Here is a 21,633-nt window from a genome sequence, read left to right on the forward strand (position 1 = left end):
GTCTGTCCTGAAGGAGCACGTCGCGATGGCCATCGAGCTGTACAACAAGAATGGCCATGTGTGCCTGATGTTCGCCAACCTCAGCGACGAAGGCGGTGAGGCGGTGCAGGCCAACCAGTTCCTGGTGATCGACAACGACCAGGGCGCGATCATCGATCCGGGCGGCAACATGGCGTTCAACGAACTGCTGCTGACCATCGGCCGCTTTTTTCCGCCCAACAAGCTCACCGAGATCCTGGCCTCGCACGCCGATCCCGACATCATCGCGTCGCTGGACCGCTGGATGACCAGCACCCAGGCCACGCTGTACATCTCGCGCCTGTGGGAGCGTTTTGCGCCGCACTTCTGCAAACCGGGCAAGACAGCCGGGCGCATCGTGGGCATTCCCGACCCCGGCATGCGCATCCGGCTCGGCCGCAGCGAACTCGTGGCGCTGCCCGCGCACTTCATGCACGCCGAAGGCAACTTCCAGTTCTGGGATCCGGTCAGCCGCATCCTGTTCTCGGGCGACCTGGCCGTGTCGCTGGGCACCTCGGCCGACGCGGCCAAGCCCATCACGTCGCTGGCGCCCCACCTGCCCCGCATGGAGCCGTTCCACCGCCGCTACATGGTGTCGCAGAAGGTGCTGCGGTTGTGGGCCAACATGGCACGCACCCTGCCCATCGAGCTGATCGTGCCGCAACACGGCGCCCCGCTGGCGGGCGCGGCGGTCAAGGAATTCATCGACTGGATCGGCGACCTGTCCTGCGGCATCGACAACTTCACGCAGGCCAACTACGTGGTGCCGCAGTAAGCGGCGCTGACGGCCGCGGCCCCTTTTCCGGATGTGGGGTCTGCGTTCCCGCTTTCGCGGGAGGCAGACCCTGCCGCGGCAACGCCCGCGGCCAGGCCCACTCGTTCAGGCTTCGTGCGCCACCGCGGGACGCCGCGAGGCGATCCACTTGCCCAGTGCCAGCACCAGCAGCGCGCCGGCAACGTGGGCCACCCAGTAGAGGACGCTGGAGATGACCGCTTCGTTCGTGGCCGGGTCGATGGTGCCCAGCTTGGGCACCCAGGTCCACTTGTCGGGATTGACGAAAGCCGGGTCGGTGACCACCATGCCGCCCGCGATCCAGCCCAGCAGCATGCCCCCCAGGGTGATGATGACCGGGAAGCGCGCCATCAGCTTGATGACGAGCTGCGAGCCCCAGACGATGATGGGGATCGAGATCAGCAGGCCCAGCACGACCAGCAGCATCGAGTGGTCCTGACCGGCGTTCTGCGCCGCGCCCGCGATGGCGATGACGTTGTCCACGCTCATGACCAGATCGGCCACGATGATGGTCTTGATGGCGGCCAGCAGCTTGTCGCTGCCCTGGATGTTGTCGTGCCCCTCTTCATCGGGGGCCAGCAACTTGATGCCGATCCACACCAGCAGGATGGCGCCGACGAGCTTCAGGAATGGAATGTTCAGCAACGTCATCGCGAAGGCAATCAGGATGACGCGCAACACGATGGCCCCGGCGGTGCCCCAGATGATGCCCTTGGTGCGCTGGGCCGGCGGCAGCTTGCGGCAGGCCAGCGCAATCACGACCGCGTTGTCGCCGCCGAGCAGGATGTCGATGATGATGATCTGCCCCAGCGCGATCCAGAACGGCGCGTGGGTGAGAAAGTCCAAATCCATGAGAGTCCTCGATAGGTGTCGTTATGGGTCCCGAACCCCGGCCAGCCCGGCTGTGCGTTCCCGCCTTCGGCACGGCAGGACGGTGCCAGCAGGCGCCCGACCTTGCCTGTGTGACGATGGACACGTGGAGCGAAGGGGCGTGCGCGGAGCCTGACACCGACCCTGGCGGGCCTGTCAAAGGTCTTGCTCGACCCGCCGGCAGCGGGCCCGGAGCGCCGGGCGCCTGAAAGGCACCGTGGTGACGACGAACCGGACGGTCGGGGAAGACCGCAGAGCTACTCCCCTTCGAAGCGCCGATTGTAGGTGCGCGCCCGCGCGGTGGCACATCGGTGGCGTACGCAGTTCCCACAAGCGGCACGGGGTGTCGGCGCTGGGGAAACCACCACCCTGGCCCGGGGTCTTATGATCCGCACCCCATGGCCGGCATCCACATTTCCGACATCGAAGCCGCGATCAACCACTGGCGCGAGCGCACGCCCTCGCCCGACGGCGTGTCGCTGGCGCCACCGGTGCACGCCCTGGCCGAAGTCTATGCCCGCCTGGTTTTCCTGCACCACCATGAGGTGGATGAGCACGACATCCCCGACGCCGCCCGCTCGGCCTGGCTGGCCTGGGTGGACACGCAGCCCGACACCCCGTGCATCGCCATCTGCTCCACCAGCCAGGGCGACGCGCACTGCAAGGGCTGTGGCCGCAGTTTCGAGGAAGTGCAGCTCTGGACGGGCATGAGCCCGGCCCAGAAGCGGGTGGTCTGGCGGCGCATCACGCAGGAAGGCACGGCCTGGCGCTTCAACCGCTACGCCGAGCGCGGTTAGCGGCGCACGGCCGGGCCGTGCGCCTGCGGGGGCCAGTCGCGGCGCCCCTGCAGGCGCCAGGGTGCGGTGCTATGCTGACCGCATGAAACTCATCCTGACTTGGCTGCTGGCAGCCTGTGCACTGTTGATGGTGGCGTATCTCTACCCCGGCGTGCAGGTGCAGAATTTCACATCGGCCCTGGTGGCGGCCCTGGTCATCGGGCTGTTCAACATGGTGCTGCGGCCGATACTCGTTGTGCTGACACTGCCGGTCACCATCGTCACGCTCGGGCTGTTTCTGTTCGTGATCAACGCCCTGCTGTTCTGGGCGGCCGGCTCCATCCTCGCCGGCTTTCACGTCAACGGCTTCTGGGCGGCCCTGCTGGGCTCGCTGATCTATTCGGCCCTGATGCTGCTGGTCAATGCCGCCGTGCGCTCACTGCTTGCGCGCTGATTCCTTCATCTCTTCGCGCTGAAGCGTGTCCAGCGCCCGCAACCGGGCGTCCACGATGGCCAGCTCCATGCCATCGGTACGCTCGTTCGCCGGCAGGGCCTGCGCGGTCTTGAGCCGCTCGATCGCGCCCGGGTAATCCAACTGGGCCGCCCGCGCCTCGGCTTCGGCGCGGATGGCGTGCAGACGCCGCCCCTGGGCTTGCTGCGCGCGGGCCAGCAGTTGCCAGGCCCCCGCATCGCGCGGGTGCTGCACCACCCAACCGCTCAGGCGCGCACTCACCAGCGCCGGCGCGCCGCCGGTCAAGGCGGCTTCGGCCGCGCTCAGCACCAGCGCCCGCCGGTCGCTGGACAACGCCGCGTCACGCACCGGCAGCCAGTCGGCATCGGCCACCGGGGTCCCCGCGGCCTTCGCTCGCGCCACCACTTCCAGCCACAGGGCGTCCAGCACCCACTGGGCTTGCGGGTCGCCCTGGGCCCGCAGCGAGCGCGCCAACGCGAGCGCGGACTGCCGCTCGCCCAGGCGCAGGGCCGACAGTGCGCCCGCATAGCGCTCGGCGGGTGTGGCCTGCGGCGCCTGGCCAGCCTGCCACCAGACGCGCCAGCGCTCCGGCGCCTTTTCCGACAGTACCCGCGCGCGCGCCGAGGCGTAGGCGTGCACCGCCGCCGCCTCGGAGGCGGCCACTGCCGATTTGCGCGGCCCGACCGGCGCGCTGGCAGCGCCGGCCGGCAACCGCGCGCGCATGTCGGCCATGCGCTCGGTGCTCAGCGGGTGGCTGCGCAGGTAGGGATAGGAGCCGTCGTCATTCAGCCGCGACACCTGCTGCAGCTTGTCGAACATCGAAACGAAACCATGCCCGTCGAAACCCGCGTCGGTGAGCACGCTAAAGCCCACCCGGTCGGCCTCGCGCTCCATGTCGCGCGAGAAGTTGAGCTGGTTCTGCACCGCCATCGCCTGCCCACCCATGATCGCCGCGTTGGCCACGTCCACGTTGGAGCTGGCGCTGGCCGCCAGCGCGCCCAGGATCATGGCGCCCAGGATCCAGGGCGCCTGCTGCGACTGGCGGCTGAGCATGCGCGCAATGTGCCGCTGCGCCACGTGCGAAAACTCGTGCGCCAGCACACTGGCCAGCTCTTCAGGGGTTTCGGTCACGGCCACCAGGCCCAGCTCCACCCCCAGATACCCCCCTGGCAGGGCAAAGGCATTGACCTGCTTGGTGTTGGACAGCATCAGCTCCCAGGCCAGGCGCTCGTCCAGTTCGGGCGACAGCTCGCCCCGCTTGCGCGCCGCCACCAGCAGGGGCTGCCACAGCAAATCGAGGTAATCCACCAGCACCGCATCGTCCAGATAGTCCGGATCGCGGTAGATGCTGCGCGCGATGCTGTCGCCCAGTCGGCGTTCTTCGCTCAGCCCCATGTCCGAGCCGTCGCCCAGCGAAGGCAGCGACGAGCCCACCCGCCCTGGTGGGGTGCTTTGCGCCTGGGCGGGCGCCGAAGGCGACAGGGAAGCGGTCAGCACCAGGGCGCACAGGGCAGCGGCCAGCGACACGGCGCGCACGGAAGAGGCTGCAGGGACAAGCATCTTCGTATGATGCCGCCAAGCGCCCAGGGTTTCTGTAAATCCCATGCAAAGTTTGCCTGACATGCCCGACACCCCGACTCCTCCGACCGACCAGCCTGCCCACAGCCCCCTGACGCATTTCGATGCCCAGGGCCAGGCCCACATGGTAGACATTGCCGCCAAGGCGGCCACGCACCGGGTGGCCATTGCCGAAGGCCGCATCACCATGCAGCCCGCCACACTGGCACTCATCCGCGAGGGCCATGCCCGCAAGGGCGACGTGCTGGGCATCGCCCGGATCGCCGGCATCCAGGGTGCCAAGCGCACCAGCGACCTGATTCCGCTGTGCCATCCGATCGCGCTCACCCGCGTGACCGTGGACTTTGAGCTCGAACCCGACACCCCGGCCGTGCGCTGCCTGGCCCGGGCCGAGTGCACCGGCCCGACCGGCGTTGAAATGGAAGCCCTGACCGCCTGCAGCGTGGCCCTGCTGACGATCTACGACATGTGCAAGGCCGCCGACCGGGGCATGACGCTGCAACACGTGCGGCTGCTGGAGAAACACGGTGGCAAGAGCGGGCATTTTGTGGCCGAATGAGCGCATGCCACCCGGGAGAGCGTTGCCATGAAAACCTTCCAGTGCACCCAATGCGGCAGCCTGGTGTTCTTCAACGATCTGGTCTGCGTGACCTGCCGCCACGCGCTGGGCTTCGACCCTGAGGCGCTCAGCCTGCAGACTGTGGGTCCCGAAGAAGGGGGTGACATCGACGGCCCCTGGCGCTTCTGCCGCAACCACGCCGACCACCAGGCCTGCAACTTCCTCGTCGTGGCCGACGATCCCGACGACTACTGCGTCTCGTGCCGGCAGACCCGCGTCATCCCCAACCTCGAAGTCCCCGGCAACCGCCTGCGCTGGGCCATCATCGAACACGCCAAACGGCGGCTGTACTACACCCTCGCCAAACTCGGCCTGGAAAACGCCCGCTCCAGCGACGCTCCGCTACCGACCCCGGTCTACGAATTCCGTGAAGACGTGCCCGGCGAAGAGCCCGTGATGACCGGCCACGCCAACGGCCTCATCACCCTCAACATCGCCGAAGCCGACGACACCGAGCGCACCCGCCGGCGCACCCACCTGCACGAGCCCTACCGCACCCTGCTCGGCCACCTGCGGCACGAAGTGGGCCACTTTTACTGGGACCTGTTCTTCCCGAACGACTCCCCCGCCCTGGAACGGTTTCGCCAACTGTTCGGCGACGAACGCACCGACTACGGCCAGGCCCTGCAACGCCACTACGCCTCCGGCCCACCCGCCGACTGGCCCGCGCACCACGTCAGCAGCTACGCCACCATGCACCCCTGGGAAGACTGGGCCGAAACCTGGGCCCACTACCTGCACCTGATGGACCTGCTGGAAACCGCCGCCCACTTCCAGATGCAGTTCAGCCTGCAAGGCCCGGGCGAAGCGGTCACCACCCGGTGCCAGGATCCCTACGGCCCCACCACCGACGCCCAGACCGCGCAGCCAACCTTCGCCGAGTTGCTCAGCCAAGGCATGGCCACTTCACTCGTGCTCAACAGCCTCAACCGCAGCCTGGGACAGGACGACGCCTATCCATTTGCGCTGTCGACACCGGTGCTGGAGAAATTGGGGTTTGTGCATGAGGTGGCAAGCCGGCAAGGTGCAAAGCCTCCGGTTTCGGCTGCCTGAGACCCTTGGTATCGCCCTGGCAGTTGGCTGAGGCTTGCCTTGGTCGTCCCACCCATTCGTTTGGGTGCTGCGCCACCCGTCGGCAATCAGCAGCCATGGAACAACACGCCGTGCGACTCCCGTGAAATGTGCCTCTCGCCCCAGAGTGCCCTGATGCGATTCCACAGACATATCGCAAAATGCAGAAAATTGTTTTCTCGGACCGCGCCTCGGCCAACATGCAAGCCCCCCTCCAGACACTTCATGACCGACTTCAAGATAAGACATTTGCCGTCGGCATATTCGGGCTGGGCTATGTGGGCCTCCCCCTGGCGCTGCGTTTTAGCGAGGTCGGGGTCAAGGTTCTGGGCTTCGACATCGACACAGCCAAGGTTGACAAGCTCAATGCCGGCCAGAGTTACATCGAGCGACTCACGCCAGACCTGATCCGGCAAGCCCGCGAACGAGGCTTCGAAGCCACCACCGACTTCGCCCGCACCACCGAGGCTGACGCCCTCATCATCTGCGTGCCAACCCCGCTCAACCACCACCGCGAGCCCGACCTGAGCTTCATCGTCAACACGGTGGAAGCCATGCTGCCCCACATGCACGAAGGGCAACTCGTGAGTCTGGAAAGCACCACCTGGCCCGGCACCACCGAAGAAGTGCTGGCCCCGCGCCTGCGCAGCCGCGGGCTCGAACCCGGCCGCAATTGCGCCCTGGTATTCAGCCCTGAGCGCGAAGACCCCGGCAACCCGCACTATGGCACCAAGGACATTCCCAAGGTCATCGGTGGCATGACTCCCGAGTGCTTGGCACTGGGTCAGGCTGTCTATATCCACGCCATCCAGACCTTGGTGCCTGTGAGCAGTCCCAAGGCCGCCGAAATGACCAAGCTGCTGGAAAACATCCACCGCAGCGTCAACATCGGTTTGGTCAACGAAATGAAGATCGTGGCCGACAAGATGGGCATCGACATTCACGAAGTCATCGACGCTGCCGCCACCAAGCCCTTTGGCTTCGTGCCCTACAAGCCCGGCCCCGGCCTGGGCGGGCACTGCATCCCCATCGACCCGTTTTACCTGACCTGGAAAGCACGCGAATACGGTGTCAACACCCGCTTCATCGAACTGGCGGGCGAGATCAACCACCACATGCCGCACTGGGTGGTGGGCAAGGTGGCCGACGCATTGAACGACCGAGGCAAGGCCGTCAAGGGTAGCCGCATTCTGGTGCTCGGTCTGGCCTACAAGAAGAACATCGACGACACCCGCGAATCGCCCGCCGTCGAGATCATGGATCTGCTGCAAGGCAAGGGGGCGGAAGTGGCATACAGCGACCCGCACGTGCCCACCTTCCCGCGCAAGCGCAACTACCAGTTCGACCTGAACTCCGTGCCGCTCACGGCCGACAACATCGCCGGCTTCGACTGCCTGGTGCTGGCCACCGACCACGATGCGTTCGACTACGCGCTGCTGCAACGGCATGCGCGGGTGATCGTGGATACGCGGGGAAGGCTGCCCGTTTCCGATAACACCGTCGCAGCCTGAGGCCATTCTCGCAAGACCTGCCATGAACGCCCGAGAACTGCTGGACAACCTCAACCTTCTGGACGAAAGCGAAAGGATCGAGGCCAAGCGGGCGCTGGATGCAGGCAAATCCGTGCTGGAAACGATATGCGCTTTCGCCAACGAACCCGGCCTGGGCGGCGGCTACGGCTCGACCGCGCTGCTCGCCACCCCGGACCCCTTATCGGGTAAGGTAGCCCAGCGGTTTCGTGAGCACGCCCCTATGCGCGACACCCTGATAAAAGTCTGGTTACTCATCACACCAGGCAACCAGACGCCAAAGAAATCGGCAATTGGACGATCCGCATGAAACTGCCACTTGGTCAGTTGCTCAAGGAGCCAGAGGGCAAGACGCTGGAGTTCAAGCGCGACCTGTCATCGCCGCGCAACATGCTCAAGACGCTGGTGGCTTTTGCCAATGCGGCCGGGGGCAGGCTGGTCATCGGCGTGGACGATGCACGCCAGGTGGTAGGCGTGGTCGACCCGCTGGACGAAGAAGAGCGCATCTGCAACCTGATCGCCGACGGCATATCGCCCCGCCTAGTGCCCAATGTCGAACTGATAAGCGCAGGCCAGCACACGCTGCTGGTCGTTGAAGTGTTTCCCAGCAACGCCCGCCCGCACCACCTGCACAGCCTGGGGCCAGAACAGGGCGTGTACGTGCGACTGGGCTCCAGCAACCGCCAGGCGGGGACGGACTGGATCGCCGAGGCACGCCGCGCCGCCTCCGGCCAGGTATTCGACGAACAACCCATGCCCGAACTCGGCCTGGACAACCTGGATCTGGCCGCCATGGCGCGCCTGTTCAGACCGGCACGCAAGCTTGATGAACACACCCTGCAAAGCCTGAAGCTATTGCGCCTCGAACAAGGCCGCCTGGTCCCCACACGGGGCGCCATCCTACTTTTCAGCCAGGAACGCGAACGGCATTTCCCCGACGCCTGGGTGCAGTGCGGACGCTTTCACGGGCTCGACAAGGTGGACATCTTCGATCAGCACGAGGTGCATGGCCATCTGCCTGATGCCGTGGAACAGATCGAGCTGTTCCTGAAAAAACATGCTTTCAAAACCGCCCGCTTTGGCGCCATGCGGCGCGAAGACGTGTGGAGCATTCCCCTGACCATGCTGCGCGAGGCCATTGTCAACGCCCTGGTGCACAGCGACTACGCACAACGCGGCACCCCTGTTCGCGTGGCCTTCTTCGATGATCGCATCGACATCGAGAGCCCCGGCCTGCTGCTGCCGGGCATGACCATCGACGACATGAAAAGCGGCATCTCGCGCATCCGCAACCCGGTCATCGCCCGCATATTCCGCGAACTGGGCCTGGTCGAGCAATGGGGCAGCGGCATACGGCGCATCTTCGCCGAAGCCGCCCGGCAAGGTCTGCCCGAACCTGTCATCGAGGAAATCGCAACTGGCGTGCGGCTGCGAATCTGGTTGGCACAACGGCAAGCGCCAGAGCCTTCACAGTCCGATCACTCCCCAGGCACCGGCGGTGAGCAGGGCGGCCTATCACGGCTAGAGTCACGGCTAGAGTCACGGCTAGAGTCACGGCTGGCGGCCAAGGTGGTGGTGGCGCTGCGCGAACAAGCCGCCGGCAAAGCCGACCTCGCCAAGGCCCTGGGCCACGCCACGGTCTCGGGCGAACTGCACAAACAAATCCGCCGCCTAGTGAAACTGGGCATCGCCGAAATGACACTTCCGGACAAACCGCAGAGCCGGCTGCAGAAGTACCGGCTGACCCCTCAAGGCAAGCGTATGTTGGAAAGCCCCGAAAACTGATGCGCGATACCCTGAAAAAAGTCTGGACCCTGTTCACCCCGGCCGAGCAGCGCCGGGCCTGGGTGATGCTGGGGCTGGCGCTGCTGATGGCTCTGGCAGAAACAGCGGGCGTGGTGTCCATCATGCCGTTTCTGTCCGTGCTGGCGCGGCCAGGCATCATCACCGAGAACCCCTGGCTAAGCACCATCTACCAGCGGCTGGGCTTTTCCGATTCGCGCAGTTTCATCACCGCGCTGGGGTTGGCCTCCATCGTGCTCGTTGTCACGGCGTCAGTTTTCAAGACCGTCACCCAGCACCTGCTCAACCGCTTCGTGCACCTGCTGCGCCACTCCATCAGCAGCCGGCTGATGGCGCGCTACCTGGCCCAGCCCTACGAATTCTTCATCCACCGCAACACGGCAGAGCTGTCCAAGACCATCCTGGCCGAGGTGGACATGGTCATGGGCAACCTGATCCAGCCCATGTCGCAGGTCATCGTGCAAGGCATCGTGGTGCTGGCCATGCTGGCACTGGTGTTCGCCTACAACCCGCTCACCGCACTGGCCATCGTCGCCGTGGTGGGTAGCCTGTACGGCCTCATCTACCTACTGGTGCGCCGGCGCCTCAAGCGCATCGGCAGCGAAATGGTGGAAGCCAACCGGCAGCGCTACCAGTCCTGCAATGAAGCCCTGCAAGGCATCCGCGACATCAAGATCACCCACGCCGAAGCCGCCTACCAGCAGCGCTACCAGCAGGCCTCGCGCACCCAGGCACGCCACATGGCGGCCAGCGAAACCCTGAGCCAGACCCCGCTCTACCTGGTGGAGGCCACCGGCTACACCGGCCTCATCTTGATCGCCCTGGCCTTGCTGCTTAAAAGCGGGGACGTCGCCCACGTGTTGCCGGCGCTCGGCCTCTACGGCTTTGCCGCCTACCGCCTGCTGCCCGCCGCGCAGATCATGTACCGTGGCTTCGCCCGCCTCAAGTTCGCCAGCGCCACGTTGGACAGCCTCCACCGCGACATGTCGCTGCCCCTGCCCACCGCCGTACCCGCCGCCGGCCAGCAGGCCATCGTGCTCCGGCAGGAAATCCGCCTGAGCGGCATCCGCTACGCCTACCCCTCGACACCCGGCAAGCCCGTGCTCGACGGCTTCGACCTCGTCATCCCCGTCAACACCAGTGTCGGCATCAAAGGCCCCAGCGGCACTGGCAAGAGCACCATCATGGACGTCCTGCTCGGCCTGCTCACCCCGCAGGCCGGCACCCTGAGCGTGGACGGCCAGTCCATTACCGCGCAAAACCTGCCCGCCTGGCAGGCCGCCATTGGCTACGTGCCACAGCACATCTACATTGCCGATGCCAGTGTCGCCGCCAACATCGCCTTCGGCATTCCCCCGGAACAGATCGACATGCAGGCAGTGCAGCGCGCCGCCCGCGCCGCCCAGATCCACGACTTCGTGGTGAACGAACTGCCCCAGCGCTACGACACCCCGGTGGGCGACCGCGGCATCCGCCTTTCCGGCGGTCAGCGCCAGCGCATTGGCATCGCCCGAGCGCTGTACCGCGACCCACCTGTGTTGTTTATGGATGAAGCGACGAGTGCGCTGGATGGCGCGACGGAGGCGACGGTCAATGAAGCCATCCGAGCGTTGTCGGGCAGTAAGACTATCGTGGTGATTGCGCACCGGGAGGCCAGCCTATGCGCCTGCAATCAAATTATCACGATCACAAAAAACCCGCTTTAATGGTGCAAGATGAGAAAACAAGTAGACAAATCTCATTATGAGTTTAGCCGGTACATGACCAAAGGCCGCTGGGCTAGTGTCTGGCATCAACTTGATGAAGTATCAAAACAACATCCAGAATCCGTTCTTGAAATTGGCCCAGGTCCGGGTATATTCAAAATAACAGCAGCCACTTTTGGCCTCAACGTCAAAACACTGGATATTGACCCAGCACTGAAGCCAGACTATATCGGCAGCGCTGACGAAATCCCACTACCTGACAACTCGTTTGATGCTGTTTGCGCCTTCCAAGTCCTTGAACACCTGCCATTCGACATCAGTATGAAGGCGTTCCAGGAAATGATCCGCGTAGCAAGAAATTCCGTAATCATCAGCCTACCTCAGGCAGGGCAATGTTGGCCCAACACAATCGCCATACCTTATATAAGAGAAATTCGCTTTTTAATAAAAAACCCTTTTAGAAAGTCCAAGAAACATGTATTTGATGGAGAACACCACTGGGAGATCGGAAAGCAAGGGTATGAGCTCTCGCGAATCTTAGATGCCATTCAACTACACGCGCCAAGTTACTCAAAAATAACAACTTACAGGGTTCATGAAAACCCTTACCATCGATTTTTCGTGTTGCGCCTTGGAAATAGATAGCCCCTTTTCTTGCATGCATGCTCGATACATATCGACAAACCAAACCATGAAAGTGCTTTTTGTCAGCCATTACTCCGAAATGTACGGAGCCAATCTTTCCATGGTGACACTGATCGAGGAACTGCGCGAGCGTCATGCCATCGAGCCTTTGGTTTTGTTTCCACGGGAAGGCGAATTATCTAAAGAGCTAGCGAGACGTAATATTCCATGCATGGCGAGAAATTTTTACTACTGGAGTCAACCTGGAGGAAAGCTCAGGGGACTACCTAAGGGATTGACCAAGCTACTACTAAATCAACTAGCAGCAAGGGATGTTTCAAAGAGGTTAAGCAAAGAAGGAATTGATCTGGTTCACTCGAATTCGAGCGTGATAGATTTTGGCTCCCTACTTGCCAAGAGGCTGCAATTGCCTCATGTCTGGCATTTGCGTGAATTCGGAGACTTGGACTACAGTCTTCATTTTATTCTTCCAAAATTACTAGTTAGAAGAGAGTTTGAAGCAGCATCTCGTCTGGTTTCGATCTCAAAATCGATAGCCGCGCATTTTTCCAGTATCGCCCCAAATGGAAAATTTTCAATCATCTACAATGGCATTGATACCTCATCTTTTTCGCACGAAGGAATGAAGAAAATCCCCGGGGAAGTGCAATTTGTTCTTGTTGGGCTGGTACAGGAAAAGAAGGGGCATTGGGATATGGTCAAGGCGACAGACCATCTAATCAGAGAGGGCATCCAAAACTTCCACGTGCATGTCGTAGGTGACGGGCGGATAGTTGCTTTGGAGAAGGATATCGCGGAGAAAGGGCTATCAGAAAAGATAACACTCCATGGGAGACGGAATGATGTCCCGGTGCTTTTGCGTGGAATGCATGTCGGATTGATGACGAGCCATGCGGAGGCCTTCGGGCGGACGACTGTTGAATATCAACTGGCCGGGCTACCGGTGATTGCCGCGGAATCCGGAGCGGGCATGGAACTGGTCAAGAATGGATTGAATGGGTATTTGATTCCACCAAGGCAACCGCAAGCCTTGGCTTTGGCAATGAAGGAGTTTTGCACTCATCCAGAGCGTACCATTGAAATGGGGCGGGAAGCGCAGGCATTTGTCAGAGCAAATTTTGATTCTCGACATACCACTGACATGATTTTCCACATGTATAAAGAAATTCTGGGCAGGATTTGAAAGGCGCAAATTGAATCGTGTGATCGAAGCTGCCTTCGAGTTACTTAGATTGGATTATGTGAAGCAGTATAATTTTGAATCACTGCAATGTCATCACCAAAATTCACCGTCATCACGTCAACTTTTAATGCCAGCGAGATGCTCGCACGCACGGGCTTATCGTTGCGGCAGCAGGTTTACCGCAATTTCGAATGGATCATTGTCGATGGCGCCTCCCGTGACAACACCGTCGAAGTGGCACACGGTTTCGATGGCCTCATTTCCGTTCTGATATCCGAACCGGACAACGGCATCTATGACGCATGGAACAAAGCCTTGCCTCACATCACGGGAGATTGGGTGCTATTTCTCGGCGCAGGCGACGAGTTGCATGAAAGCGACACGCTCCAGCAACTTGCCAGCCTTCTGCCCATGCTGCCCGACAGCATCACCCTCGCTTACGGCAAGGTCATGGACGTGGATGCATCGGGCAACCTGCTCGGGGTGCGCGACGAAACCTGGGAAGGCCTCGATGGTCGCTGGGTCATCGGCAGGCCGGCCTTGCCTTGCCACCAAGGGGTCCTGCACAGGGCCATCCTTTTCCAGGACGACTTCAGGTTCGACACCCGCTTCAGGATTGCCGCAGACAGCGAGTTGCTGTTGCGTGAACTGATTGAGGGTCATGGGCGCGGCATGGCCCTCATTGTTTCGCGCTTCCTGCGAGGCGGCATCAGCGACACGAAGAACAATCGGCTCCAGGTCATTCGCGAAGTACTGCGCGTGAATGCCCGTGTCGGCATATTGCATCGCCGGCCCTTCTACCTTTTTTTCAAGTTGGGGGTCTACGCATTGAAGGATGTCGTGCGGCGCCTGCTTCCGGGCCAGACGTGAGTGCTGCCATGACTACTGTCTCCGTTGTTATTGCCACGTACAACCGGGCCCGTTACCTGACTGAATCGGTCCGTTCAGTGCTGGAGCAAACGCTGGCGCCGGTTGAGGTTCTCATCGCCGATGATGCCTCGACTGACAACACCGCTGACGTTGTACAGCGGCTGATGGACAGCGATTCCCGGGTGCGCCTGATCCGTCTGCCCGTCAATGCCGGGCCTTCGGCCGCCCGCAATACCGCACTTCAGCAGGCACAGGGGGAATTCATCGCCATTCTGGATTCGGACGACATCTGCCTGCCAATGCGCCTCGAGCACCAATCCAGATACATGCAGAGCACGGGTACTGACTTGTGCGGAAGCTGGTTCGAGGAATTCGGACATGGAACCCCTCGCGCAGTCCGGTGGCCTCATGCGGAAGACGCCTTGCGTGCGGCCATGCTGTTCCAGAACACGATCTGCCATCCAACGATGATGGTCCGCCGCAAAGTTTTTGACCGTTACGTGTACAAGCCGGAGCTCAGGCTTGCGGAGGACTACGATCTGGTCGCTCGCGCCATGGCCGAATTCCGCATTGCCAATGTGCCCGAGGTTCTGACACGTTATCGCCGGCACGCCAATCAGGCGACAATGTCTCAACGCATGGATATGGAAGAGGTCACCCGCCGTATTCGACTAGAGGCACTGCAAGCGCAAGGCATTGAAGCATCGCCAGACGAGCAGCGTATCCACAACCTGATCCGCGCTCCACAATCTGTCCGCTCTCTGGACGATTTCGAGCAAATCGAATTCTGGCTACTGAAACTGATCGGTTTTCTTGATCACCCTGATGCAAAGCGCACCGTCGCCACGCAGTGGACCCGAGCCGCCATCCGTGCCGCGCCGCTGGGCTGGGCCATGTGGCGCAAATACCGCAGCTCACCTCTCCACCATCTGCTGAACAAACGCCCGACCAGCGACATCGATCTGGCCGTGCTGGCTGCCATCCGACTCGACTATCGTTCACCGGCCTTCGAAGCACTGCGCCGCTTCGGTTTGAGCGCATGACGCAGCAAGCAAGAGCAAGCGCCACATGAGCAAGATAAAAAGGTTTCCATGACCGCCCCCACCCTCATCGTCGGCGCCGGCTTCGCCGGCAGCACTGTCGCCCGCGAACTGGCCGATGCCGGCCATCACGTGCGCGTGATCGACAAGCGCCCCCACATCGCCGGCAACGCCTTTGACGAAACCGACGCGCATGGTGTGCTGGTGCACCGCTATGGGCCGCACATCTTCCACACCAACAGCGAAAAAGTGTGGGCCTTCCTCTCGCGCTTCACCGAATGGCGCCCCTACGAGCACCGCGTGCTGGGGGTGGTCGATGGCAAGGCCTACCCCTTCCCCATCAACCGCGACACACTCAACCAGTTGTATGGGCTCGATCTGGACGAAGCCGGTGCAGCGGCTTTTTTCGAGCGCGTGCGCGAGCCGCGCGAGCCGGTGCGCAGCAGCGAAGATGTGGTGCTCAACTCGGTGGGGCGCGACCTGTACGAAAAGTTCTTCCTCAACTACACGCGCAAGCAGTGGGGCATGGAGCCGTCGCAGCTCAAGGCCGGCGTGGCGGCGCGCATCCCCACCCGCACCAACACCGACGACCGCTACTTCACCGACACTTTTCAGGCCATGCCGCTGCACGGCTACACGCGGATGTTCGAGAACATGCTCGACCACCCGAACATCACCGTGCAGACCGGCGTGGACTTCGCCGACGTGGACCGCACTGCCTTCGGCCATGTGGTCTATACCGGGCCGATCGACGCCTACTTCGGCCACCGTTTCGGCGCCCTGCTCTACCGCAGCCTGCGTTTCGCGCACGAGCACTTGCCGGATGTGGTGCAGCACCAGCCTGTGGGCACGGTGAACTACCCCAACGACCACGCCTACACCCGCATCACCGAGTTCAGGCACCTGACCGGGCAACAACATACGGGCACATCCATCGTGCGCGAATATCCCCAGGCCGAGGGCGACCCGTATTACCCCATCCCGAGCGACGACAACGAAGCCTTGTTCAAGCAATACGAAGCCTTGGCCAGCAACGAGGAAAACGTCACCTTCGTCGGCAGGCTGGCGCAGTACCGCTACTACAACATGGACCAGGTGGTGGGTGCCGCGCTGGTGGCGGCAGAGCGGCTGTTGCACAGGTCATAGGGTGAGTGAAAGGCGATTTGCTCCATCGGCGCGACTCAAGCCAACTGCGCCACATAAATGGGCGCAATACACCCTATCCGCTTGATTTGCGCCATTTTATGTGGCGCAATATGACCATCAGCCGGCCCTAATCGCGCCACATCGTCCAATGCCCAAGGTCGTACCGCCGCAAGAACTCGATGCCTTGGTGGCAGCCACCGCCGCCGCGCCGCACGGCTTGATGTCCGTGGAAGCGCTGGCGTCCGCTTTTCCCGCGCTGCCGCGGCGCACGCTGCAGCGCCGGCTGGCGCAATTGGTGTCGGAAAAGCGGCTGGCCGCCACCGGGCGGGGGCCATCGCGGCGCTACCACCTGCCTCTGGCAAGCGGACCCGCGCCAGTCACGCATACCGATGCCGAGGGCGTGCCCCTGTCGCAAGCCGCTGCCGAGTTGCAGGCTCAGGTCCACCGCCCGCTTGCCCGGCGCACCCCGGTCGGTTACCGGCGCGAGTTCCTGGCCGACTACCTGCCCAACCAGACGTTCTATCTGGACGCTGCCCTGCGCAAACACCTGTACGGCCTGGGGCGCTCCCCGGCGGAGCCGCGCCCTGCCGGCACGTATGCGCGGCAGATCATGAGCCGCTTGCTGGTGGATCTGTCCTGGTCTTCGAGCCGGCTGGAGGGCAACACCTATTCGCGCCTGGATACCCAGAACCTGATCGAATTCGGGCGTTATGCCGAAGGCAAGAACCGGCTGGAAGCGCAGATGATCCTCAACCACAAGGCCGCCATCGAAATGATGGTGGACGGCGCGGGCGACATCGGCTTCAACCGCTACACGCTGCAGAACCTGCACGCCTTGCTGGCGGACAACCTGTTGCCGGATGCCGGTGCGGGCGGCCGCCTTCGCACCATCGACGTGGCTATTTCCGGCAGCGTCTACCAGCCTACGGCGCTGCCACAGCTCATCGGGGAATGCTTCGATACCTTGCTGGCCAAGGCCGGCGCCATCGCCGACCCCTTCGAGCAGGCGTTTTTCGCGATGGTGCATCTGCCCTACCTGCAACCCTTCGAAGACGTGAACAAGCGCGTATCGCGACTGGCCGCCAACATCCCCCTGATTCGCCACAACCTGGCGCCGCTGTCCTTCGTCGATGTGCCCGAGAAACCCTACATCGAGGGCACGCTGGCCGTGTACGAGCTGAACCGCATCGAGCTGCTGCGAGACGTGTTCGCCTGGGCCTACGAACGCTCTTGCCAACGCTATACGCTGTTGCGAGAAGCCTTGCCGCAGCCGGATGCATTCCGGCTGCGGCACCGTGAAGCGCTCACCCATGTGATAGCCAGCATCGTGCGTGCAAGCCGGGAACCCACGACCACGCTGATCCGGGAACTCGCTCAACCGGAAGTGCCTGCCACCGACATGTCCGATTTCGTGGCGATGGTCATCAATGAACTGGCGCAATTGCATGAAGGCAATATCGCCCGCCACCGGCTGCGCCCCGACGAATTCATGCATTGGCAAGCCACACACTCCGGTTGAAACTCCTTATGCGCATCGCCTTCCTCTGCAAACGCCGTTACATGGGCAAGGACGTGGTCCTTGACCGCTATGCCAGGCTCTACGAAATTCCGCGCCAGTTGGCCCGATTGGGGCACGAGGTGCACGGCTACTGCCTGGACTACCACTCGGCCGACCCCGCCGACCAGTGGACGCACGAGGCCGAACCGGGCTCGCTGGCCTGGGAATCCCGATCCATCGGCACGCTGAAATTGCCTCGCCTGGCGGCCTATCCGGGGCACATGCTGCGCCGCCTGCGCGCATTCCGGCCGCAAGTGCTGATCGGCGCGTCGGACATCCCGCATGTCGCCCTCACCGCCTGGCTGGCACGGCGCCTCGGCACCCCCTACGCCGTCGACCTGTACGACAACTTCGAAGGCTTCGGCCAGGCGCGCATTCCCGGTTTCGTGCCAGCCCTGCGCCGCGCCACCCGCGATGCCGTATTGGTCACGACCACCAGCGAACCGCTGCGCCAACTGGTGCTGAACGACTACCAGGCCCGGGGAACGGTCATCTCCATGCCCAGCAGCGTCGATCTGCAGGTGTTCGCCCCTGGTGACAAGGCGGCGGCACGTCAACGGCTGGGCCTGCCGCTGGGCGTGCCCCTCATCGGCACGGCGGGCGGCCTGTACCGGGACAAGGGCATCGAGCCCCTGTACGAGGCCTGGCACCGGTTGGTGGCCCGCCACCCCGGCCTGCACCTCGTGTTGGCCGGCCCCTACCGGGAAGAACTGCCACCGCCACAAGGTGAACGGGTCCACTACCTGGGCCACCTGAACCACGCCCAGGTGGCCGATCTGTTCCGCGCACTGGACGTGGGCGTCATCTCGATCCTGGACACCCCCTTCGGCCGCTACTGCTTTCCACAGAAGGCCTATGAGATGCTGGCGTGCGGGTTGCCGGTGGTGGCCGCCAGCATCGGGCAGATGGCCGACCTGTTCTCGAAGACGCCGTCTGTGCTGTTCCCATCTGGCGACGCTGACGCGCTTGCCCGAACGGCACTGGCGCAGATAACCCGCCCGACCATGCCGGACGTGCCGGTTCAAGACTGGTCCGGGCTGATCGCGGAAATCGAACCGGCGCTGGCCCGGCTGGCTTGACCGTGCTGCGACCGCTTCACCGCGGTTGCCACATAGCCATCGCCAAGATCAGCGCCGTAGAACCACCGCTGCACGATGCAGAACGGTGCCACCAAGCGACCGCTGAACACCTTCAGCCAGCGGGCGATGGTCTTCGGCTTGGCCTGCGCGCTGCGTATGCTGCGCTGCTCGGCATCCATGCCTTCATAGCCTCGCTCATTTCGCACCAGGTAATTGGAAAAGCGCCGAGTAAGCTCCGTGATCGGAAAACCATAGTTGACGATACGCACATCGGTAAAACCAGCCGACTCGATCAGCTTCAGCAGTTGCGCCTTTTCATAGCGCCTGACGTGCCCGACCAGCTCATCGGATTTTCCATACTTGCGCTGATGTGCCGGCACCGACACCAGCAACCGGCCTCCCGGCTTGAGATATCGACTCCAGGTGCTCAGCACTTCTGCATCGTTCTCGATGTGCTCCAGCACCTCGAAAGCAAGCAGGTAGTCAAACGCCTCTCCAGGCAGTTCTTCGATCTGCTCGACCACCTGGATGGCCTCTCCGTATGCGGCCAGGTTCGTGCGCATCATCGCGCGGCTGTCCGAACCCAGGTCATGGCACGCGCCATGGAACCCACGGTCAAGGAACAGGCGTGTCATGCCGCCAGTGCCCGCGCCCATTTCGACAAAGGTACCAGCCTGCCAGCCGCAGCTCATGTCCCCCGCACAGCTTTCACGCAGCACAAGTTTGGGTTGTTTGGCCATTCGCCTTCATCCTTGCTTCATGCCGCCGGCCATCACGATCAAGCGCGCATAGTCTTCCGCGATACGGTTCCAGTCCACATGCCGGGCGGCCGTGGCGAACACACGTTGCGTGCGAGCCTGCGCGGCCCCGGGGCGCACCAGTTCGCCGCAGATTTTGTCGGCCAGTAGGGCCGTGTCGCGCGCATCGACGCAGATTTCCGGTTTCAGGTCGCCCAGCAGATCCTCGATCCCGGCCACATCGCCCGCGACAACCGGGCAGCCACAGGCCACCGCCTCCATGAGCGCCACCGGCAGCCCCTCCTGGTCACCCGAATCCGCCTGAACAAATGGCGCGACAAACAAGGCTGCGCGCCGATACAGCACCGGCAACTCGGCCTGCGGCACAGCACCAAGAAAGCGCACCTGGCCATCCAGCGCCGATTGCACCACCTGCCCCCGGAGTGCCGGTTCCTCCGGGCCAAAACCTGCAATGGTCAGGTGCGCGTCCGGAAAGTTCCGCCGCACGGCGGGCAGCGCATCCAGCAAATAGCGGACACCCTTTTTTTCCACCAGCCGCCCCACGAACAGGATCTCGCTTTTCGACCGCACCACAGAAGTGTCCGGATGAAAACGGCCGGCCAGATCCACGCCCATGGGCAGCACCGTGACCTTGCCGGTATCGCCGCCAGCCATGTGCAGCCTGTCGCGCATGACGCTGCTGACCACCGTCGCCGCCGCGGCACGGCGGACGACGAAGCGCTTGAGCCCCTCCAGCACCTTGCCTTTGAGCGCGAACAGGTCCGCGCCATGCGAAGTCACCACGAAAGGCACCTTGCGCCCGGGCAAGGATTGCAGGCATGCGGCGATCAGGCCCTGCGGGATCAGCCAATGGGCATGGATCACATCCACTTTCTCGTACCGGCACAGCCGCCAGGCCCGCCACGCCTGCACCAGCACGAACCCGGGCACCAGCAGCAGCTTCCAGCGGTGCAGCTTCAGGTTGGTGACGATCCCGCCATCGTTGACCAGCGTTTCCCACCGTTCGGGCGCATAGCGGTAGCGCACCACCTCCACGCCATCCAGCACCTCGCTGGTCTTCGCGCCCGGCGCATGAGGACCAAGAACGATCACCCTGAAACGGCTCGCGAGGCGTTTGGACAGTTCATGGACGAAGCCGGGTTCCGGGTCGCCCGACCAGCGGGGATAGGTGGAAGCGAGAACGAGCAGCACAGGGCGCTGCGCCGGAGCGCCGCTCATCGCTTGTCCTGGTACATCAGCGCGGTGATCTGCTCCGAAATCAAGCCCATGAGGAACACCATCACCCCACCCGTCAGCAACAGGGCACTCATGTTGGTGAAGCGATTCATCACCGTGTAGGTATAGCCATACCAACCGAGGCCGAGCATGACCAACATGACCGCCACGGGTCCGAACAGTTTGAGCGGCGAATACAACGACCCAATCTTGAAGATGATGAGCAGGAACCGCGCACCGTCACGCAGCAGACGGATGTGGCTCTTGCCAATGCGCTTGGCCGCATGAATGGGTTCGTAGGCCACGGAATACCCCGCCCGGAAAAACGCCATGGTGCTGGTGGTCGGGTATGAGAATCCGTTGGGCAGCAGATACAGGAACTCGCGGAATTTGTCGGCCCGCACCACCCTAAAGCCCGAGGTCAGGTCTTCCACCTTGTGGCCGGTCATGTAACTGGCCAGCCGGTTGTAGAAGCCGTTCGCCACCCCACGCCCCACGCTGGCCTGCGAGCCTTTCTGGCGCGCGCCCACCACCATGTCGTAACCCTGGTCCAGCCTGGCCAGCAAACGGGGAATGTCGGCGGGGTCATGCTGGCCGTCGGCATCCATGAACACGATCACATCGCCGGAGGCAGCCCTGGCGCCCGTCTTGATGGCCGCGCCATTGCCTTTGCTGTAAGGATGGCTGATGACCGTGGCACCGGCCTGCGTGGCCACCTGCACCGTATCGTCGGTGGAGCCGTCGTTGACGACGATGACTTCGGCCTGCGGATAGAACCGGAGGATCGCAGTAACGGTATGACCAATGGCTGCAGACTCACTCTTGGCCGGAAGAACGACGGACAAAGGCATGGGATCGGAAGCGATATGGCTCAAAATCAAATCGAACGGATCATGCCACACAT

Annotated in this window: 21 protein-coding genes; 16 read left to right on the forward strand and 5 right to left on the reverse strand. The window is 62.9% G+C overall.

From position 1 onward, the window contains the following. The first annotated feature begins 25 nt into the window (after positions 1–25). Positions 26–793 carry an MBL fold metallo-hydrolase gene (locus L0977_RS07325; RefSeq protein WP_234264203.1) on the forward strand — a complete coding sequence of 256 codons (768 nt, stop codon included), beginning with the start codon at positions 26–28 and terminating at the stop codon, positions 791–793. A 105-nt stretch (positions 794–898) separates the two neighbouring features. Here L0977_RS07325 and L0977_RS07330 read toward each other — a convergent pair whose 3' ends face one another. Continuing rightward, a complete protein-coding gene (locus tag L0977_RS07330; protein WP_234264204.1) occupies positions 899–1,663 on the reverse strand; it encodes a TerC family protein in 765 nt (254 codons plus the stop codon). A gap of 416 nt (positions 1,664–2,079) precedes the next feature. Between L0977_RS07330 and L0977_RS07335 the strand changes: the two genes are divergently transcribed. Beyond that, positions 2,080–2,478 carry a DUF3717 domain-containing protein gene (locus tag L0977_RS07335; protein WP_234264205.1) on the forward strand — a complete coding sequence of 133 codons (399 nt, stop codon included), beginning with the start codon at positions 2,080–2,082 and terminating at the stop codon, positions 2,476–2,478. 82 nt (positions 2,479–2,560) lie between these two features. Beyond that, positions 2,561–2,911 (forward strand): phage holin family protein, encoded by a 351-nt coding sequence (locus L0977_RS07340; RefSeq protein WP_234264206.1) that lies wholly within the window; start codon positions 2,561–2,563, stop codon positions 2,909–2,911. Here the strand turns inward: L0977_RS07340 and L0977_RS07345 are convergent. Then, a complete protein-coding gene (locus L0977_RS07345) occupies positions 2,894–4,489 on the reverse strand; it encodes a M48 family metalloprotease (protein ID WP_234264207.1) in 1,596 nt (531 codons plus the stop codon). The two genes, L0977_RS07340 and L0977_RS07345, sit on opposite strands and share 18 nt — an antisense overlap. 43 nt (positions 4,490–4,532) lie before the next feature. On the opposite strand from L0977_RS07345, the gene moaC reads away from it, so the two are divergent. From moaC to L0977_RS07410, 13 genes are all read left to right on the forward strand, one after another. After that, positions 4,533–5,066 (forward strand): cyclic pyranopterin monophosphate synthase MoaC, encoded by a 534-nt coding sequence (moaC, locus tag L0977_RS07350; protein ID WP_370465284.1) that lies wholly within the window; start codon positions 4,533–4,535, stop codon positions 5,064–5,066. Positions 5,067–5,093: 27 nt separating this feature from the next. Continuing rightward, the gene (locus L0977_RS07355; RefSeq protein WP_234264208.1) at positions 5,094–6,179 is read left to right on the forward strand and encodes a zinc-binding metallopeptidase family protein; all 1,086 of its coding nucleotides are present in this window, start codon (positions 5,094–5,096) and stop codon (positions 6,177–6,179) included. 218 nt (positions 6,180–6,397) lie between these two features. Continuing rightward, entirely contained in the window at positions 6,398–7,708 is a 1,311-nt protein-coding gene (locus tag L0977_RS07360; protein ID WP_234264209.1) for a nucleotide sugar dehydrogenase, read from the forward strand. A gap of 22 nt (positions 7,709–7,730) precedes the next feature. Next, positions 7,731–8,036: an AlbA family DNA-binding domain-containing protein gene (locus L0977_RS07365; protein WP_234264210.1), complete on the forward strand. Its 306-nt coding sequence runs from the start codon at positions 7,731–7,733 to the stop codon at positions 8,034–8,036. Further along, the gene (locus tag L0977_RS07370) at positions 8,033–9,511 is read left to right on the forward strand and encodes an AlbA family DNA-binding domain-containing protein (RefSeq protein ID WP_234264211.1); all 1,479 of its coding nucleotides are present in this window, start codon (positions 8,033–8,035) and stop codon (positions 9,509–9,511) included. Before L0977_RS07365 ends, L0977_RS07370 begins: the two co-directional genes overlap by 4 nt. Continuing rightward, entirely contained in the window at positions 9,511–11,235 is a 1,725-nt protein-coding gene (locus L0977_RS07375; RefSeq protein ID WP_234264212.1) for an ABC transporter ATP-binding protein, read from the forward strand. The genes L0977_RS07370 and L0977_RS07375 overlap by 1 nt, the downstream gene beginning before the upstream one ends. A gap of 54 nt (positions 11,236–11,289) precedes the next feature. Beyond that, positions 11,290–11,880: a class I SAM-dependent methyltransferase gene (locus L0977_RS07380; protein ID WP_234264213.1), complete on the forward strand. Its 591-nt coding sequence runs from the start codon at positions 11,290–11,292 to the stop codon at positions 11,878–11,880. A gap of 46 nt (positions 11,881–11,926) precedes the next feature. Then, positions 11,927–13,063 (forward strand): glycosyltransferase family 4 protein, encoded by a 1,137-nt coding sequence (locus tag L0977_RS07385; protein ID WP_234264214.1) that lies wholly within the window; start codon positions 11,927–11,929, stop codon positions 13,061–13,063. Positions 13,064–13,150: 87 nt separating this feature from the next. Then, positions 13,151–13,933 (forward strand): glycosyltransferase family 2 protein, encoded by a 783-nt coding sequence (locus L0977_RS07390; RefSeq protein WP_234264215.1) that lies wholly within the window; start codon positions 13,151–13,153, stop codon positions 13,931–13,933. A gap of 8 nt (positions 13,934–13,941) precedes the next feature. After that, positions 13,942–14,976: a glycosyltransferase family 2 protein gene (locus tag L0977_RS07395; RefSeq protein WP_234264216.1), complete on the forward strand. Its 1,035-nt coding sequence runs from the start codon at positions 13,942–13,944 to the stop codon at positions 14,974–14,976. Between the two features lie 48 nt (positions 14,977–15,024). Beyond that, positions 15,025–16,119: a UDP-galactopyranose mutase gene (glf, locus tag L0977_RS07400; protein ID WP_234264217.1), complete on the forward strand. Its 1,095-nt coding sequence runs from the start codon at positions 15,025–15,027 to the stop codon at positions 16,117–16,119. Between the two features lie 148 nt (positions 16,120–16,267). Beyond that, positions 16,268–17,638, forward strand: a complete 1,371-nt coding sequence (locus L0977_RS07405; protein ID WP_234264218.1) for a Fic family protein — start codon at positions 16,268–16,270, stop codon at positions 17,636–17,638. Between the two features lie 8 nt (positions 17,639–17,646). Further along, on the forward strand, positions 17,647–18,756 hold the full coding sequence (locus tag L0977_RS07410; RefSeq protein WP_234264219.1) for a glycosyltransferase family 4 protein: 1,110 nt from the start codon (positions 17,647–17,649) through the stop codon (positions 18,754–18,756). On the opposite strand, the gene L0977_RS07415 is transcribed toward L0977_RS07410, so the two are convergent. Genes L0977_RS07415 through L0977_RS07425 form a run of 3 tightly spaced genes read right to left on the reverse strand, consistent with a single transcriptional unit; the run spans position 18,699 to position 21,631 of the window. Continuing rightward, positions 18,699–19,496, reverse strand: a complete 798-nt coding sequence (locus L0977_RS07415; protein WP_234264220.1) for a class I SAM-dependent methyltransferase — start codon at positions 19,494–19,496, stop codon at positions 18,699–18,701. The two genes, L0977_RS07410 and L0977_RS07415, sit on opposite strands and share 58 nt — an antisense overlap. Positions 19,497–19,502: 6 nt before the next feature. Beyond that, positions 19,503–20,732, reverse strand: coding sequence for a glycosyltransferase (locus L0977_RS07420; protein WP_234264221.1), 1,230 nt, complete (start codon positions 20,730–20,732; stop codon positions 19,503–19,505). Beyond that, a complete protein-coding gene (locus L0977_RS07425; protein ID WP_234264222.1) occupies positions 20,729–21,631 on the reverse strand; it encodes a glycosyltransferase family 2 protein in 903 nt (300 codons plus the stop codon). The genes L0977_RS07420 and L0977_RS07425 overlap by 4 nt, the downstream gene beginning before the upstream one ends. Positions 21,632–21,633: the final 2 nt, after the last annotated feature.

This window comes from Hydrogenophaga sp. NFH-34, assembly GCF_021401345.1.
Classification (GTDB): domain Bacteria; phylum Pseudomonadota; class Gammaproteobacteria; order Burkholderiales; family Burkholderiaceae_C; genus Hydrogenophaga; species Hydrogenophaga electricum.